The 15654-nt window shown below is 35.5% G+C and carries 11 protein-coding genes; 9 read left to right on the forward strand and 2 right to left on the reverse strand.

Translation table 11 applies throughout. The features are described 5' to 3' along the window. Positions 1 to 63: 63 nt before the first annotated feature. The gene (gene gyrA, locus OLM53_RS03160) at positions 64 to 2679 is read right to left on the reverse strand and encodes a DNA gyrase subunit A (protein WP_264521609.1); all 2616 of its coding nucleotides are present in this window, start codon (positions 2677 to 2679) and stop codon (positions 64 to 66) included. A 264-nt stretch (positions 2680 to 2943) separates the two neighbouring features. On the opposite strand from gyrA, the gene OLM53_RS03165 reads away from it, so the two are divergent. The 6 genes from OLM53_RS03165 to OLM53_RS03190 all read left to right on the forward strand — a co-directional run bounded on the left by OLM53_RS03165 (position 2944) and on the right by OLM53_RS03190 (position 8910). After that, positions 2944 to 5487 (forward strand): ATP-dependent Clp protease ATP-binding subunit, encoded by a 2544-nt coding sequence (locus OLM53_RS03165; protein ID WP_264521610.1) that lies wholly within the window; start codon positions 2944 to 2946, stop codon positions 5485 to 5487. 87 nt (positions 5488 to 5574) lie between these two features. Next, on the forward strand, positions 5575 to 6963 hold the full coding sequence (gene rimK, locus OLM53_RS03170; protein ID WP_264521611.1) for a 30S ribosomal protein S6--L-glutamate ligase: 1389 nt from the start codon (positions 5575 to 5577) through the stop codon (positions 6961 to 6963). Then, positions 6960 to 7475: a DUF421 domain-containing protein gene (locus OLM53_RS03175; protein ID WP_264521612.1), complete on the forward strand. Its 516-nt coding sequence runs from the start codon at positions 6960 to 6962 to the stop codon at positions 7473 to 7475. The genes rimK and OLM53_RS03175 overlap by 4 nt, the downstream gene beginning before the upstream one ends. Positions 7476 to 7478: 3 nt before the next feature. Next, positions 7479 to 8063: a TMEM175 family protein gene (locus OLM53_RS03180; protein WP_264521613.1), complete on the forward strand. Its 585-nt coding sequence runs from the start codon at positions 7479 to 7481 to the stop codon at positions 8061 to 8063. Between the two features lie 2 nt (positions 8064 to 8065). Continuing rightward, complete coding sequence (locus OLM53_RS03185) at positions 8066 to 8434, forward strand: DUF1304 domain-containing protein (RefSeq protein WP_264521614.1); 369 nt, start codon at positions 8066 to 8068, stop codon at positions 8432 to 8434. 113 nt (positions 8435 to 8547) lie between these two features. Next, the gene (locus OLM53_RS03190) at positions 8548 to 8910 is read left to right on the forward strand and encodes a cupin domain-containing protein (RefSeq protein WP_264521615.1); all 363 of its coding nucleotides are present in this window, start codon (positions 8548 to 8550) and stop codon (positions 8908 to 8910) included. Between the two features lie 13 nt (positions 8911 to 8923). Here the strand turns inward: OLM53_RS03190 and hutH are convergent, their stop codons facing one another. Further along, positions 8924 to 10426: a histidine ammonia-lyase gene (gene hutH, locus OLM53_RS03195; RefSeq protein ID WP_264521616.1), complete on the reverse strand. Its 1503-nt coding sequence runs from the start codon at positions 10424 to 10426 to the stop codon at positions 8924 to 8926. Between the two features lie 399 nt (positions 10427 to 10825). On the opposite strand from hutH, the gene thrA reads away from it, so the two are divergent. The 3 genes from thrA to thrC are packed head-to-tail and all read left to right on the forward strand — an operon-like array spanning position 10826 to position 15548. Beyond that, the gene (gene thrA / locus OLM53_RS03200; RefSeq protein ID WP_264521617.1) at positions 10826 to 13273 is read left to right on the forward strand and encodes a bifunctional aspartate kinase/homoserine dehydrogenase I; all 2448 of its coding nucleotides are present in this window, start codon (positions 10826 to 10828) and stop codon (positions 13271 to 13273) included. 3 nt (positions 13274 to 13276) lie between these two features. Beyond that, on the forward strand, positions 13277 to 14212 hold the full coding sequence (locus OLM53_RS03205) for a homoserine kinase (protein ID WP_264521618.1): 936 nt from the start codon (positions 13277 to 13279) through the stop codon (positions 14210 to 14212). A gap of 46 nt (positions 14213 to 14258) precedes the next feature. After that, positions 14259 to 15548 carry a threonine synthase gene (thrC, locus tag OLM53_RS03210; RefSeq protein WP_264521619.1) on the forward strand — a complete coding sequence of 430 codons (1290 nt, stop codon included), beginning with the start codon at positions 14259 to 14261 and terminating at the stop codon, positions 15546 to 15548. Positions 15549 to 15654: the final 106 nt, after the last annotated feature.

Below are 15654 nucleotides of genomic sequence, written 5' to 3' on the forward strand. Positions count from 1 at the left end.
TTGTTTTATTATTTATAAATAAAATCACCAATTAAAATAATTTAATTGGTGATTATTGATTACTTATTCATCATCTTCTGAATCGTCTTCACTATCATCATCTTCAACGATATCGTCGTCATCTTCCTCATCATCATCTACTGAACCATCGTCTTCAAGAACTTCTAATACTGGTTTTACTCTTTCGATAGCTTCCACCTCGATTACATTTCCATCCTCATCTAATTCGGGTTCAGACACATCATCTTTCATTACTTTGGTAACGGCTGCAATAGAATCGTTTCCTTTGATGTTGATCAGTTTAACGCCTTGAGTGGCTCTTCCCATTACACGTAAATCTTCGACAGCCATTCTGATAGTCAATCCCGATTTGTTGATAATCATTAAATCATCAGCATCTGTAACCGAATTGATAGAAATCAGTTTTCCTGTTTTCTCGGTAATGTTTAGGGTTTTCACTCCTTTTCCTCCTCTATTGGTAATTCTGTACTCATCAAGTGAAGAACGTTTTCCATAACCGTTTTCTGCCACCACTAGGATTTCGCTCTCCATATCGTTTACGGTTACCATTCCTATCACTTCGTCAGTTTCATCTTTTAAAGTAATTCCACGAACTCCAGAAGCTGTTCTTCCCATTGGACGAGTCTTAGTTTCTTCAAAACGAACTAATTTTCCAGACTTAACAGCTAATATAATTTGGCTTTGACCATTAGTCAATTGTGCTCCTAATAACTCATCATCTTCTCTGATGGTGATGGCAGCAACTCCATTAACTCTAGGTTTCGAATATTTATCTAACGATGTTTTCTTAACCTGACCTTTTTTGGTCACCATAATAAGGTTGTGGCTGTTGGTGTATTCTTTATCTTTTAAATCTTGTGTACAGATAAATGCTTTTACTTTATCGTCAGATTCAATGTTGATAAGGTTTTGCAACGCTCTTCCTTTGGCAGTTTTGCTTCCTTCTGGAATTTCATAGACACGCATCCAGAAACATTTCCCTTTTTGTGTAAAGAACATCATGTATTGATGATTAGTCGCTACATACATATGCTCTAAGAAATCTTGATCTCTGGTTCCTGCGCTTTTTTGTCCAACTCCTCCTCTATTCTGTGTTTTGTATTCTGATAAGTTAGTACGTTTGATATAACCCGCATGAGAAATAGTGATTACAACATTTTCATCCGCAATCAAATCTTCAATACTAACATCGCCACCAGAGTATTCTATAAGAGAACGACGAGCATCCCCGTATTTATCTTTGATTTCAATTAACTCTTCTTTAATCAATTCCATTCTCAATTCTTTGCTTGCTAATAAATCTCTCAAGCGTTGAATTAATTTCATGATTTCTTCATATTCCGCTCTTAACTTGTCTTGTTCAAGACCTGTTAACTGACGTAAACGCATTTCTACAATAGCACGAGCTTGAATATCAGATAAACTAAATCTTTCAATCAATTTACCTCGAGCTTCATCTCCGTCTTTAGAAGAACGAATTAAGGCAATAACTTCATCAATATTATCGGAAGCAATAATTAATCCTTCTAAAATATGAGCTCTTTCTTCGGCTTTACGCAATTCAAATTGTGTTCTTCTGATAACAACATCATGACGATGCTCTACGAAATAATGAATCAATTCTTTTACATTCAACATCTGTGGTCTTCCGTTTACCAATGCAATATTATTGACACTGAAAGAAGACTGCAGCTGAGTGAACTTATATAACGTATTTAAAACTACATTGGGAACAGCATCACGCTTTAATTCGTAAACAATACGCATTCCGTTTCTATCCGATTCATCTCGGATATTTGAAATACCTTCGATTTTTTTATCATTAATCAAATCGGCAGTTTTCTTAATCATTTCTGCCTTGTTAACCTGATATGGAATTTCAGAAACAATAATCGCTTCTTTACCGTTGGATTCTTCAAAGCTTATTTTAGCACGAATAACGATTCTTCCTCTTCCTGTTTTGAAAGCTTCACGAACGCCTTCCATTCCGTAAATGGTTCCTCCCGTTGGAAAATCAGGTGCTTTGATGTGTGTAATTAATTCGTCAATTTCAATATCATTATTATCAATATAGGCTAATGTCCCATCAATAACTTCAGTTAAATTGTGTGGCGCCATGTTAGTGGCCATACCTACTGCAATCCCTGATGCTCCGTTAATCAATAAATTAGGAACACGGGTTGGCATTACGGTTGGTTCTTGTAACGTATCGTCAAAGTTTAATTGAAAGTCAACGGTTTCTTTGTCGATATCTGCCATAATGTCTTCCGACATCTTTTTCATTCTGGCCTCAGTATAACGCATTGCTGCTGGACTATCACCATCAATAGAACCAAAGTTACCTTGACCGTCAACCAATAAATAACGTAAACTCCATTCCTGAGCCATACGAACCATGGCATCATAAACCGAAGTATCTCCGTGAGGGTGATACTTACCTAAAACTTCTCCAACAATTCTTGCGGATTTTTTGTGAGCTCTATTAGAAAAAACTCCTAAATCATACATTCCATATAACACTCTTCGGTGCACTGGTTTTAAACCGTCACGCACATCTGGCAATGCTCTTGAGACAATAACTGACATCGAATAATCGATGTAAGCTGATTTCATTTCATCTTCGATGTTAATAGGAATTAACCTTTCTCCGTCAGACATATTTTATAAATTATTTAATAAAAATTACTTTTAATTCGAAACGTGCTAATATAGGGTAATTAAAAAAAATTAGAGGCATTTTTAGTCCAGAAATTTCAATGATTTATTAACAAAATAGGGACGTTTTTTGGTTAATAAGTTAGTGATGAAACTACTTTTATTATTGGCTTTTTTTTTGTCAATTAGCTGACAGTACTTTTAGCGGGAATGGTTTTTGTTAGAATCAATTCGAATAACTAAATTTACATTACCAATTATATATTTATGGATGATAATTTTTCACCAAGAGTAAAAGACGTGATAACCTACAGCAAGGAAGAAGCTTTGCGTTTAGGTCACGATTTTATTGGGACTGAGCATTTGATGCTTGGAATATTAAGAGATGGGAATGGCAAAGCAATTACTATTCTCAATAATCTTTCCATTGATTTAGAACATTTGAGAAAAAAGGTTGAAATATTAAGTCCAGCTAACCCAAATGTTGAAATCAGTAACGAAAAAAAGAACCTACACTTGACTCGTCAAGCGGAACGCGCTTTGAAAACTACCTTTTTAGAAGCAAAAGTTTTTCAAAGTTCGTCGATCAGTACGGCACATTTATTATTGTGTATCTTAAGAAATGAGAATGACCCAACAACCAAACTATTGCATCGTCTAAAAATAGACTATAACGTAGTTAAAGAACAGTATTTGAATATGACACCAAACGAAGAAGATTTTAATGATAATTTACCAACAAACGAATCTTATAATGATGACTCAGGACAAGATGACAGTTTGAAAGAAGGTAGTTTCAATAATCCGGCTAACAAGACCAATAAAAAATCCAAAACACCTGTTTTAGATAACTTTGGACGTGACTTAACAGAATTAGCGGAAGAAGGTAAACTCGACCCAGTTGTTGGTCGTGAAAAAGAAATCGAAAGAGTTTCACAAATTCTAAGTCGAAGAAAGAAAAACAATCCATTGCTTATTGGAGAACCAGGTGTTGGTAAATCTGCTATCGCCGAAGGTTTAGCTTTGCGTATTATCCAAAAGAAAGTATCTAGAATTTTGTTCAACAAAAGAGTCGTAACATTAGATTTGGCTTCTTTAGTTGCTGGAACAAAATACCGTGGACAATTCGAAGAAAGAATGAAAGCGGTGATGAATGAATTAGAGAAAAATGACGATATCATTCTTTTCATTGATGAAATTCACACTATCGTTGGTGCTGGTGGAGCAACAGGATCTCTTGATGCTTCTAACATGTTTAAGCCAGCTTTAGCAAGAGGGGAAATACAATGTATTGGTGCTACAACCTTGGATGAATACCGACAATATATTGAAAAAGATGGTGCCTTAGAAAGACGTTTCCAAAAAGTAATTGTAGAACCAACCTCTGTTGAAGAAACGATTACTATTTTGAATAATATCAAAAACAAATACGAAGATCACCACAATGTAATTTACACAGACGAAGCAATCGAAGCGTGTGTTAAATTAACAAACAGATATATGTCAGAACGTTTCCTTCCAGACAAAGCTATTGATGCCTTGGATGAAGCCGGTTCTAGAGTTCACATAACTAATATTGATGTTCCTAAACAAATCTTAGATTTAGAACGTCAATTAGAAGAAGTGCGTGACCTTAAAAATTCTGTCGTGAAAAAACAGAAATATGAAGAAGCAGCCAAACTTCGTGATGATGAAAAACGATTAGAAAAAGATCTTGCCATCGCTCAAGAACAATGGGAAGAAGATTCGAAAACCAATCGAATTAGAGTAACCGAAGATAATGTAGCCGATGTTGTATCAATGATGACTGGTATTCCAGTAAATCGTATTGCACAAACAGAAAGCAATAAATTAGCTCACTTACCTGAATTAATTCAAGGCAAAGTAATTGGACAAAACGAAGCAGTACTTAAAATCTCTCGTTCAATTCAAAGAAATCGTGCTGGATTGAAAGATCCAAATCGACCAATTGGTTCGTTCATTTTCTTGGGACAAACTGGTGTTGGAAAAACACAGTTAGCTAAAGTATTAGCCAAAGAGTTATTTGATTCAGAAGATGCATTAGTTCGTATCGATATGAGTGAATACATGGAGAAATTTGCTATCTCTCGTTTGATTGGTGCACCTCCTGGATATGTTGGTTACGAGGAAGGCGGACAATTGACAGAGAAAGTTAGAAGAAAACCATACTGTGTAGTACTTTTAGACGAGATTGAAAAAGCACATCCAGATGTGTTTAATATGATGCTTCAAGTACTTGATGATGGATATCTTACTGATAGTTTGGGTCGTAAAATCGATTTCAAAAACACTATCATCATTATGACATCTAACGTTGGAGCACGTCAATTGAAAGACTTCGGACAAGGAGTTGGTTTCGGAACTGCTGCTAAAATTGCACAAGCTGATGACAATTCTAAAAGCGTTATCGAAAATGCTTTGAAGAAAACCTTTGCTCCTGAATTCTTAAACAGAATTGACGATGTAATTGTATTCAATCCGTTAGAGAAACACGATATCGATTTGATTATCGAAATTGAATTGAAAAAATTATATGGAAGAGTTGCTGAATTAGGATATACATTAAATCTTTCTGACAAAGCCAAAGCGTTCATTGCTGAAAAAGGTTTTGATAAACAATTTGGTGCTCGACCATTAAAAAGAGCCATTCAAAAATATGTAGAAGATGCTCTAGCAGAAGAAATAATTACTTCGAAAATAGCATCAGGTGATGAAATTTTTATGGATTTAGACGAAACAATGCAAGAGTTGACCGTTACCATAAAAAAAGCGAAAAAGCCAACTAGTTAAGAGTTAAATTAATTAATTTTAGACCACGAGTTCCCGAATGAATAACAATATGTAATTCGAGAATTCGTGGTTTTTTAATTTTTTTCCATGCCACAAGATAAAATCATATTAGGTTCTGAGGAATGGTGCACCTTTCCCGAATTAGGTTTGCCTGCCATTAAAGCTCGTGTAGATTCTGGAGCCAAAACTTCTGCTTTACATGCCATCAACATTGCGCCTTTTATAAAAGAAGGAGAAAACTGGGTGAAATTTGATATCAACCCCATACAAAATAATCTCAAAACCATTATTCATTGTGAAGCCAAGCTGATTGACAAACGAATAGTTAAAAGCTCCAGTGGTTTTAGAGAACAACGTTATGTGATTCAAACCAATATCAAAATTGGGAATGACCTATGGGAAATTGAAATGACTTTAACCAATCGGGACTCCATGGGATTTCGAATGTTACTAGGTCGTGAGGCTATGAGTGGTAGGATTTTGGTTGATCCTGAACAGAAATACCTTTTAGGACAAACCTCTGCAGAAAATTTAAAAGATTTATACGCCGATTCTGAGCCGAATAATAAAGGGTTGCGAATTGGTCTTTTAGCCAGTAATCCGGATTTGTATAGTAACAGACGCATAATGGAAGCAGGAGAAATGCGTGGACACCAAATGCATTTTCTAAACATCAAGGAATGTTATATGAAACTCGATGCCGATAAACCCGAGATTCATTATAGAGGTGGGAAAATTTTAGATAATTTTGATGCTATCATCCCTAGAATTCGTCCTAGCATTACTTTTTATGGTTGCGCACTAACCAGACAATTTCAAGCCATGAAAGTATATTGTTTAAATTCGGCTGCAGCCATTACACAATCGAGAGACAAACTATTTTCATTACAATTATTATTGCGAAATGGAATTGATATTCCTACTACAGGTTTTGCCAATTCTCCTTTAGATACCGACGATTTGATAAAAATGGTTGGTGGCCCTCCTTTGATTGTGAAATTATTAGAAGGCACACAAGGAAAGGGAGTCGTTTTAGCAGAAACTAAAAAAGCAGCAGAATCCGTAATTAATGCCTTCAAAAGTTTGAATGCTAACATTTTAGTACAAGAATTTATAAAAGAAGCCGATGGGAAAGATTTGCGTTTATTTGTTGTAGATGGTAAAGTTGTAGCAGCTATCCAAAGAGCCGCAGCTCCTGGGGAGTTCAGAGCCAATATTCATATGGGAGGAACAGCTTCTATTATCAAACCAACAGCAGAAGAAAAACGAATAGCTATTAAAGCTGCAAAAGCCATGGATTTAAAAGTAGCTGGTGTTGACATTATTCGTTCCTCAAAAGGACCTTTGCTATTGGAGGTAAACTCTTCACCAGGATTAGAAGGTATCGAAGGCGCTACCAATAAAGACATTGCAGGCGAAATGATTAAAGCCATTGAAAAGAATTTTAAATTGAAAACAGAAATCAAACCGTTATGAATCCTTATCTCGACATAATACTTCGAAGTATAGCCGTTTATTTTTTTATGGTGATAGCCCTACGTGTATTTGGTAAAAAAGAACTTTCACAACTCAACACAGCGGATATTATTCTGATTTTGTTAATTAGTAATGCCGTTCAAAATGCAATGGTGGGTAATAATTCTTCACTTGAAGGCGGTTTAGTTGCAGCTTTAGTTTTGTTTGTTATCAATTTTATTCTGAAAAAAATCATGTACAACTCAAAAACCATCACGCAATTGGTACAAGACAAACCTGAAATTTTAATTCATGATGGCATTATTGATTTTAAAGCTTTAGCTAAATTAGAAATTACTTCACAAGAATTAGAAGAAGTTATTCGGGAACATGGTGTAGAATATTTTAAAGATGTAAAATTAGCCATGATGGAAATTGACGGAAACATTAGTGTAATTTCGGGAGATAAAACATTGAAACAAACCCATCACAAAAGAAAAATTCATAAAACATTGGGAGCCTTAAACAATTAGAACATGAACAAAACTAGACTAGAAGCATTTAGCGATGGCGTTTTAGCTATTATTATTACCATAATGGTATTAGAGTTCAAACTTCCTGAAGGGGCTTCTTGTGCAGCTTTAAAACCTTTATTGCCTAAGTTTTTAAGTTACATCTTAAGTTTTATTTACGTTGGCATTTATTGGAATAACCATCATCATATGATGCACACGGTAAAACAAGTAAATGGTAAAATCCTTTGGGCAAATTTGCATTTGCTATTTTGGTTATCCCTAATTCCATTTGCTACAGCCTGGAATGGAGAGAATCACTTTGCTCCTTTTCCAATGATGTTATATGGTATAATACTTTTGATGAATGGAATAGCTTATTATATTTTACAAAGTCTAATTCTGAAAAAACATGGTAAAGATTCGCTATTATCAAAAGCTTTAGGGTCAGATATTAAAGGAAAATCATCCCCTATTCTATACGTCATTGCAGTATTGTTTGCCAATTATTATCCTGCTATCTCTGGAGGAATATACATTTTTGTGGCCTTGATGTGGCTAGTGCCTGATAAACGAATTGAACGGATTTTTGATAACCAAAACCAATAATTATGAACTTACTTTCCCAACTTATCATTATATATACTGCAGCCTTGCACGTCTATATTCTTTGGCTCGAAATGTTTGCGTGGACTACTTATGGCAAAAAGGTTTTTAAAACCATACCCGAAGACCAATTTGAAAAGACAAAAGTAATGGCCGCTAACCAAGGATTGTACAATGGCTTCCTTGCCGCTGGTTTGATTTGGTCGCTATTTATTACTGATGTTACTTGGAGTAAATACATCGCTATCTTTTTCTTAGCTTGTGTACTAGTAGCTGGAGTTTATGGAGCTATGACCGCTTCTAAAAGAATCTTCTTTGTTCAAGCAGTTCCTGCTATTTTAGGCTTGTTAAGTTTTATGTTGCATTTGAATTAAATACCTTAATTATCCCAATAAGTTTAGCCTAATTCTATGAATTATATAAATTATTTATTTTTTTCTATAACCCAAAACGGCTGTTATTTGGTGAACTTTGAATAAAAGACAAAATGCCATCAAAAAACACTGAAACCTGTGATAAGAAAAGCCATAATGGTTTACCAAAATCACAAGCTCACGTCATACTCGAAATTGTAGAGTACGTTCCCGATACTATCGTTTGTAAAACTATTATAAAGAATAGCGGTGGAAAATTATCAGTTGTGGCTTATGATAAAAAAGAAAGGTTTTGTGAAGCAACAGCATTATATGATACCTACGTCCAAATCATTGATGGTAAAGCAGAAGTGACTATAGGCAATAAAGATTGGAAACTCACTTTGGGTGAAGGCATGATAATTCCAGTAAACACCGTCCATTGTTTCAAAGCTAATAGTGAATTCAAAATGATAACCACTATAATAAAAGCCTAGTTATTAAAGATTACTAGTCCTCTATCTCCACCATAAAGCTATTCAAAAATGCTACCGAGTTTTCAATATCGTAATGCAAAATCCTATCTTCTTTCACTAAAGAAACTTCTTCGCGATAGGATTTTAAAAACATCTCTATAAATTCACTCGATTGTAACGGATTCCTAAAAGCAATAGCCTGAGAAGCATTCATCAATTCTATGGCCAAAATTCGTTCTAGATTTTCCATAACCTTAAGGCATTTCGTAGCAGCATTGGCCCCCATACTCACATGATCTTCTTGTCCGTTACTCGAAACAATACTATCCACACTGGCTGGAGTAGCCAATTGTTTATTTTGACTGGCAATACTCGCTGCTGTGTATTGTGGAATCATAAATCCAGAATTCAATCCAGGATTATCTACTAAGAACGCAGGTAAACCACGTAACCCAGAAATTAATTGGTAGGTTCTTCTTTCAGAAATACTACCTAGTTCTGCTAAAGCGATGGCTAAAAAGTCTAAAGCTAAAGCCAATGGTTGTCCATGGAAATTTCCACCTGATATAATGACATCTTCCCCAATAAAAATATTAGGATTATCGGTAACCGAGTTGATTTCGGTTTTGAAAACTTTTTTTACATAATCAATGGTATCCTTTGAAGCACCATGCACTTGTGGAATACAACGGAAAGAATAAGGATCCTGAACATGTGCTTTAGGTTGAGCAATAATTTGACTTCCTTCTAGCAATTGTTTCATTCTCCTAGCGGTTACAATTTGCCCTTTATGAGGACGAACCATATGAATCAATTCATCAAAAGGTTCTATTCTACCATCAAATCCTTCCAAAGAAATAGCGGCAATTACATCAGCAAAATAAGAATATTTCATCGCTTTCAATAAAATATAACTTCCATACGAACTCATAAATTGTGTGCCGTTAAGCAAGGCTAATCCTTCTTTCGATTGCAATACAATCGGCTCCCAACCCATCTTTTCCATGACCTTTTTGGCCGGTTGACGAAATCCATCATAATAGACTTCTCCTTCTCCTAATAAGGGCAATGACAAATGAGCCAAAGGTGCTAAATCGCCACTAGCCCCAAGTGACCCTTGTGTATAAATTACAGGAAGAATATCATAATTGTAAAAATCTACCAAACGCTCTACTGTAACCAACTGTACACCCGAATGTCCATAACTCAAGGATTGAATTTTCAGCAACAACATAATCTTGACAATCTCACCAGGAACTTCATCGCCAGTACCACAAGCATGCGACTTTACAAGATTTTCCTGTAATTGTGATAAGTTTTCATTGGAAATTTTAACATTACACAACGACCCAAAACCAGTATTAATGCCATAAATAGGCTTATCATTAGTTGCCATTTTTTTATCTAAATAATCACGGCACTTTTGAATGTTGACTTTGGCTTCTTCCGAAAGAGAAAGTGTTTTATGCTGAGAGATAATTTCTTGTAACTGCTCTAAACTCAATACTTCCGTACTGATGTAGTGTATGTTTTCCATTGTTTGTGTTCAAATTGTGCTCAAAATTCCATAAACAATCGTTAAAAAACAAGTTTTGTCTCTACTATTTTATTGTAGAATTAGTAACAAAAATGTCTATCTGATAGAAAAAATACCAATATATTTTCTGCATTCCTTTAAAAATAAGATTTTAATAAAAATAACACCAAACCTTTTTTACTACACAAAAAATGCTATTTTTGGGAAACTTATGTGGAAAACTAGCAACATACAATCTTTAACGCCTTCAGCTAATTCTTTAGCGGTTACTACTGTTGCTACAACCACAACAACTACAACCCCATTTGGGGTATAATCATTTCATATAATCCTATGCCTGTTCTTTCCTTGCGAAAGAGAAAAAATAATGACTTTATATTTCCCTAAAAAATAGAACGAATGATAGTATTAAAATTTGGCGGTACCTCAGTAGCCAATGCAGAAAATATTTCAAAAACAATAGCAATTGTTAGCAACAAAAGCAAAGAAGATAAACTAGCTGTCGTAGTATCGGCCTTCAGTGGAGTGACTGATTTGCTAATATTGGCAGGAAAAACAGCCTCCTCAAAAGATAAAAGTTACAAAGAGATTATCAGTGATATCGATAAAAAACACAAAGAAGCAATTGACCAATTGATTCCATTAAGTGATCAAAGTGAGATTATCGAAAAAATAAACAGCGAGATTAACCTTTTAAAAACTTTACTTGACGGTTGTTACCTTTTGGGTGAATTATCGAATAGAACGGCTGATATTGTGGCTGGTTTTGGCGAATTGTTATCTTCTCAAATTATTGCGGTAGCATTAAAACAAAAAGTAAGCAATTCCACCTTTAAAGACAGTCGCGAACTAATAAAAACAAATTCCAATTTTGGAAAAGCCAGTGTTGATTTTGATATCACTAATAAACTAATTGCTGATTATTTCAAAAGCAATACCAATCAAGTAGTTTTATTCCCAGGATTTATAGCGTCTTCCTTAGATGGAAATACTACTACTCTAGGAAGAGGAGGTTCTGATTACACAGCAGCCATTATTGCAGCAGCCGTAAAAGCCGATGTTTTAGAAATTTGGACCGATGTTAACGGAATGTTCACTGCCAATCCGAAAGTGGTAAAACAAGCCCAACCTATTGAAACTATTTCATATCAAGAAGCTATGGAATTGTCTCATTTTGGAGCCAAAGTATTGTATCCGCCAACGATACAACCTGTACTAAAAGACAGCATTCCAATTTTCATCAAAAACACTTTTGAACCTGAAGTATACGGAACGCTAATCTCCAATAATCCAAATGCTTCCGCGAATCCAATTAAAGGAATATCACATATAGATAATATAGCATTACTTACTCTAGAAGGCTCCGGAATGATTGGTGTTGCCGGTTCGTCAAAAAGACTTTTTGAAGTTTTGTCAAACGAAGGTATCAATGTTATTTTTATAACTCAAGCGTCTTCAGAACACTCGATTTGTATCGGGATTTTGAGCTCGGATGCCGATAGAGCCAAAGCAGCCATTGATAAAGCCTTTGAATTAGAAATAGCTCAAGCCAAAATAGACCCAACTAGTATTGAGAAAGATTTATGCATAGTAGCATTGGTAGGCGAAAGCATGAAAAACCATCAAGGAATTAGCGGTAAAATGTTTAGTACTTTGGGTAAAAACAATGTCAACATTCGAGCTATTGCTCAAGGGGCTTCTGAAAGAAATATCTCAGTGGTAATCAATGAAAAAGACGTTAAAAAAGCACTAAACACTTTACACGAACGTTTCTTTGAAGACAATACCAAACAATTAAATCTCTTCGTAATGGGGGTTGGAAATGTGGGTGAGAAATTCATTGACCAAATCAGTCAACAAAAGAAATTCCTAAAAGAGAATCTAAAAATCAATCTTCGTGTTGTTGCCATGGCCAACTCAAGAACTATGGTTTTTAACGAAGACGGAATCGATTTAAAAGATTGGAAAACAGCTTTAACTAATGGCGAAAAAGCTAATGTTGATAGTTTTATTGCCAAAGCTAAAGACCTCAACTTACGCAACAGTATTTTTGTAGATATTACCGCCAATTATGACATTGCCAATATCTATGACAAGTTCTTAAGCCAAAATATCGCAGTGGTTACTTGTAATAAAATTGCTTGCTCTTCTGAGTACAACAATTATAAAAACCTAAAAAACCTTTCTAGAAAATACAATGCTCCTTTCTTATTTGAAACGAATGTTGGGGCTGGATTACCTATCATCGATACCCTAAAACACTTGATTGCTTCAGGAGATAAAGTGAACAAAATACAAGCCGTTTTATCAGGTAGTTTGAACTTTATTTTTAATAATTTTAATGAGACATACAATTTTCATGATGTAGTTAAAGAAGCAGGTGTTCAAGGATTTACAGAACCCGACCCAAAAATTGATTTAAGTGGCGTTGATGTGGCTCGTAAGATCTTAATCCTAATCCGTGAAAGCGGTTACCAAATGGATATTGAAGAAATCGAAAACAATTGTTTCCTTCCGAAAGAATGCATGGACACCACTAATAACGACGACTTCTTTAAATCGTTAACCAAACATGATGACCATTTCAACAAACTATTAGCTGAAGCCAAATCAAAAGATTCTCGTATTAAATTCGTAGCCAAATTCGATAACGGAAAAGCTTCGGTTGGTTTGCAATTTATTCCAAAAGAAAGTCCGTTTTATAACTTAGAAGGAAAAGACAATATCGTAGAATTTTATACCGACCGTTATGTTGATCAACCCTTAATTATCAAAGGTGCTGGTGCTGGTGCTGCGGTTACTGCCTCTGGTATTTTTGCAGATGTGATTCGAATTGGTAACGTGTAACTCATGGAAAACGAAATCAAAATATTCTGCCCCGCCACTGTAGCCAATCTCAATTGCGGTTTTGACGTAATGGGGTTGTGTCTAGAAGGCATTGGTGATGAAATGATTATTAGAAAAGTCACAGAAAAAGGAATCAGAATCACTAAAATTGTTGGGGCCGATTTACCTTTAGAAACTGAAAAAAATGTAGCTGGAGTAGCAGGTTTGGCCTTATTGAATGCGACCTCATCCGACTTTGGTTTTGAAATCGAAATCCATAAAAAGATAAAAGCTGGTAGTGGTATTGGCAGTTCTTCTGCTAGTGCTGCTGGTGCTGTTTTTGGTATCAACGAACTTTTAGGAAAACCTTTTTCCAAACACGAGTTAGTCTATTTTGCCATGAAAGGCGAAGTAGTAGCCAGCGGTAGCGAACATGCCGATAATGTAGCGCCTTGTGTCTTAGGTGGTTTTACTTTAGTGCGAGGGTATAATCCTTTGGATGTTATTCAAATCGAAAGCCCTAGCGAACTTTATGCTGTGGTGTTACATCCGCATATTGAAGTCAAAACTTCCGATTCTCGTGCGGTACTTTCACCAACGGTTCCTTTAAAAAGTGCCATTACCCAATGGGGAAATTTGGGTGGATTAATTGCTGGTTTATATACTAAGGATTACGAACTCATAGGTCGTTCTTTGCAAGATGTTATTGTAGAACCCGCTAGAAAGCACTTGATTCCGAATTTTGACCAAGTAAAAAATAGTGCTTTAGAAGCTGGTGCCTTAGGTGCTGGAATTTCTGGTGCTGGACCCTCAATATTTGCTTTGTGCAAAGGAGAATGCAGTGCTCATACTGTTGCCAAAAGCATGAGTAATGCCTACTCCAACAGCGGAATTGCTTTTGATATTCACATTTCAAAAGTAAATGATGAAGGAACAAAAATAATTACGACTCGAGGCTAAAAAGCCGAACTGAACGAAGTTAATTAGAAATTACGAATTACGAATTATGAACTATTACAGTCTAAACAATAAATCTCATAAAGTTAGTTTTCAAGAAGCAGTTGTTGCTGGACTTGCACCCGACAGGGGGTTGTATTTCCCAGAAAGCATAACTCCTCTACCCGATTCTTTCTTTCAAAATATAGAACAACTTTCCCATGAAGCAATAGCTTATGAAGCCATTAAACAATTCGTGGGTGATGAAATTCCAGAAAAGGAACTAAAACGCATCATAGCGGAAACCTTATGTTTTGATTTTCCCTGTGTGCCAGTAGAAGATAATGTCTATTCATTAGAATTATTTCACGGCCCCACAATGGCATTCAAAGATGTAGGTGCTCGTTTCATGTCGCGTTGTTTGGGGTATTTTAACCGTAATGATGACAAACACGTTACCGTTTTAGTAGCAACATCTGGAGATACTGGAGGGGCTGTAGCTAGTGGGTTTTTAGGTGTTAAAGGGGTTGAAGTAATTATTCTATATCCATCAGGTAAAGTCAGTGATATTCAAGAAAGACAATTGACTACTTTAGGTCAGAATATAAAGGCGTTAGAAGTCGATGGCGTTTTTGATGATTGTCAAGATATGGTCAAAAAGGCCTTCTTAGATGAAAGTTTGAAACACAAAAACCTAACCTCAGCCAATTCGATTAACATAGCTCGTTGGTTGCCTCAGATGTTTTATATTTTCTTTGCGTACCAACAATTAAAAAAACACAACAAACCGATTATTCTTTCTTGCCCTAGCGGCAACTTCGGTAATATTTGTGCTGGTATTATGGCCAAAAGATTAGGATTGCCTATAGCTCACTTTGTAGCTTCAACGAATGCTAACGATACGGTTCCAAGATTTTTAGAAAAAGGAAACTATGATCCAAAACCATCAATAGCTACCATTTCCAACGCTATGGATGTAGGGAATCCAAGTAATTTTATCCGAATTCAGGAATTGTATCATAACGATTTATCCGAATTTGAAAAGGATTTCTCTTCCTACAGTTATACCGATACTGAAACCGAAATCACTATAAAAGACATTTACAAAAGCACCCAATATATTGCTGAACCCCACGGAGCAGTTGGCTATCTTGGTCTGAAAAAAGAACTGGCAAAACAACCTAATAGCATTGGTGTATTTTTAGAAACTGCTCATCCCATAAAATTCTTAGATGTGGTCGAGCCTTTATTAGGAATCAAACTTCCTATTCCAACCCAAATAGAAAGTGTCTTAGGAAAAGAGAAAGTGAGTACCAAAATCGCTACTTACGACGAGTTTAAATCTTTTCTCGAAAGCTAAATCCTTCTTACATTTTTAGCACCCCTCCCATTAACAGTATTATAAGGCAATACTGTGGATTTATCTTGTAGTTTTGTTCGGGTTTTATTCGGGTCTTGTTAGTAGT

This window comes from Flavobacterium sp. N1994 (genome assembly GCF_025947145.1).
In the GTDB taxonomy this organism is placed as follows: domain Bacteria; phylum Bacteroidota; class Bacteroidia; order Flavobacteriales; family Flavobacteriaceae; genus Flavobacterium.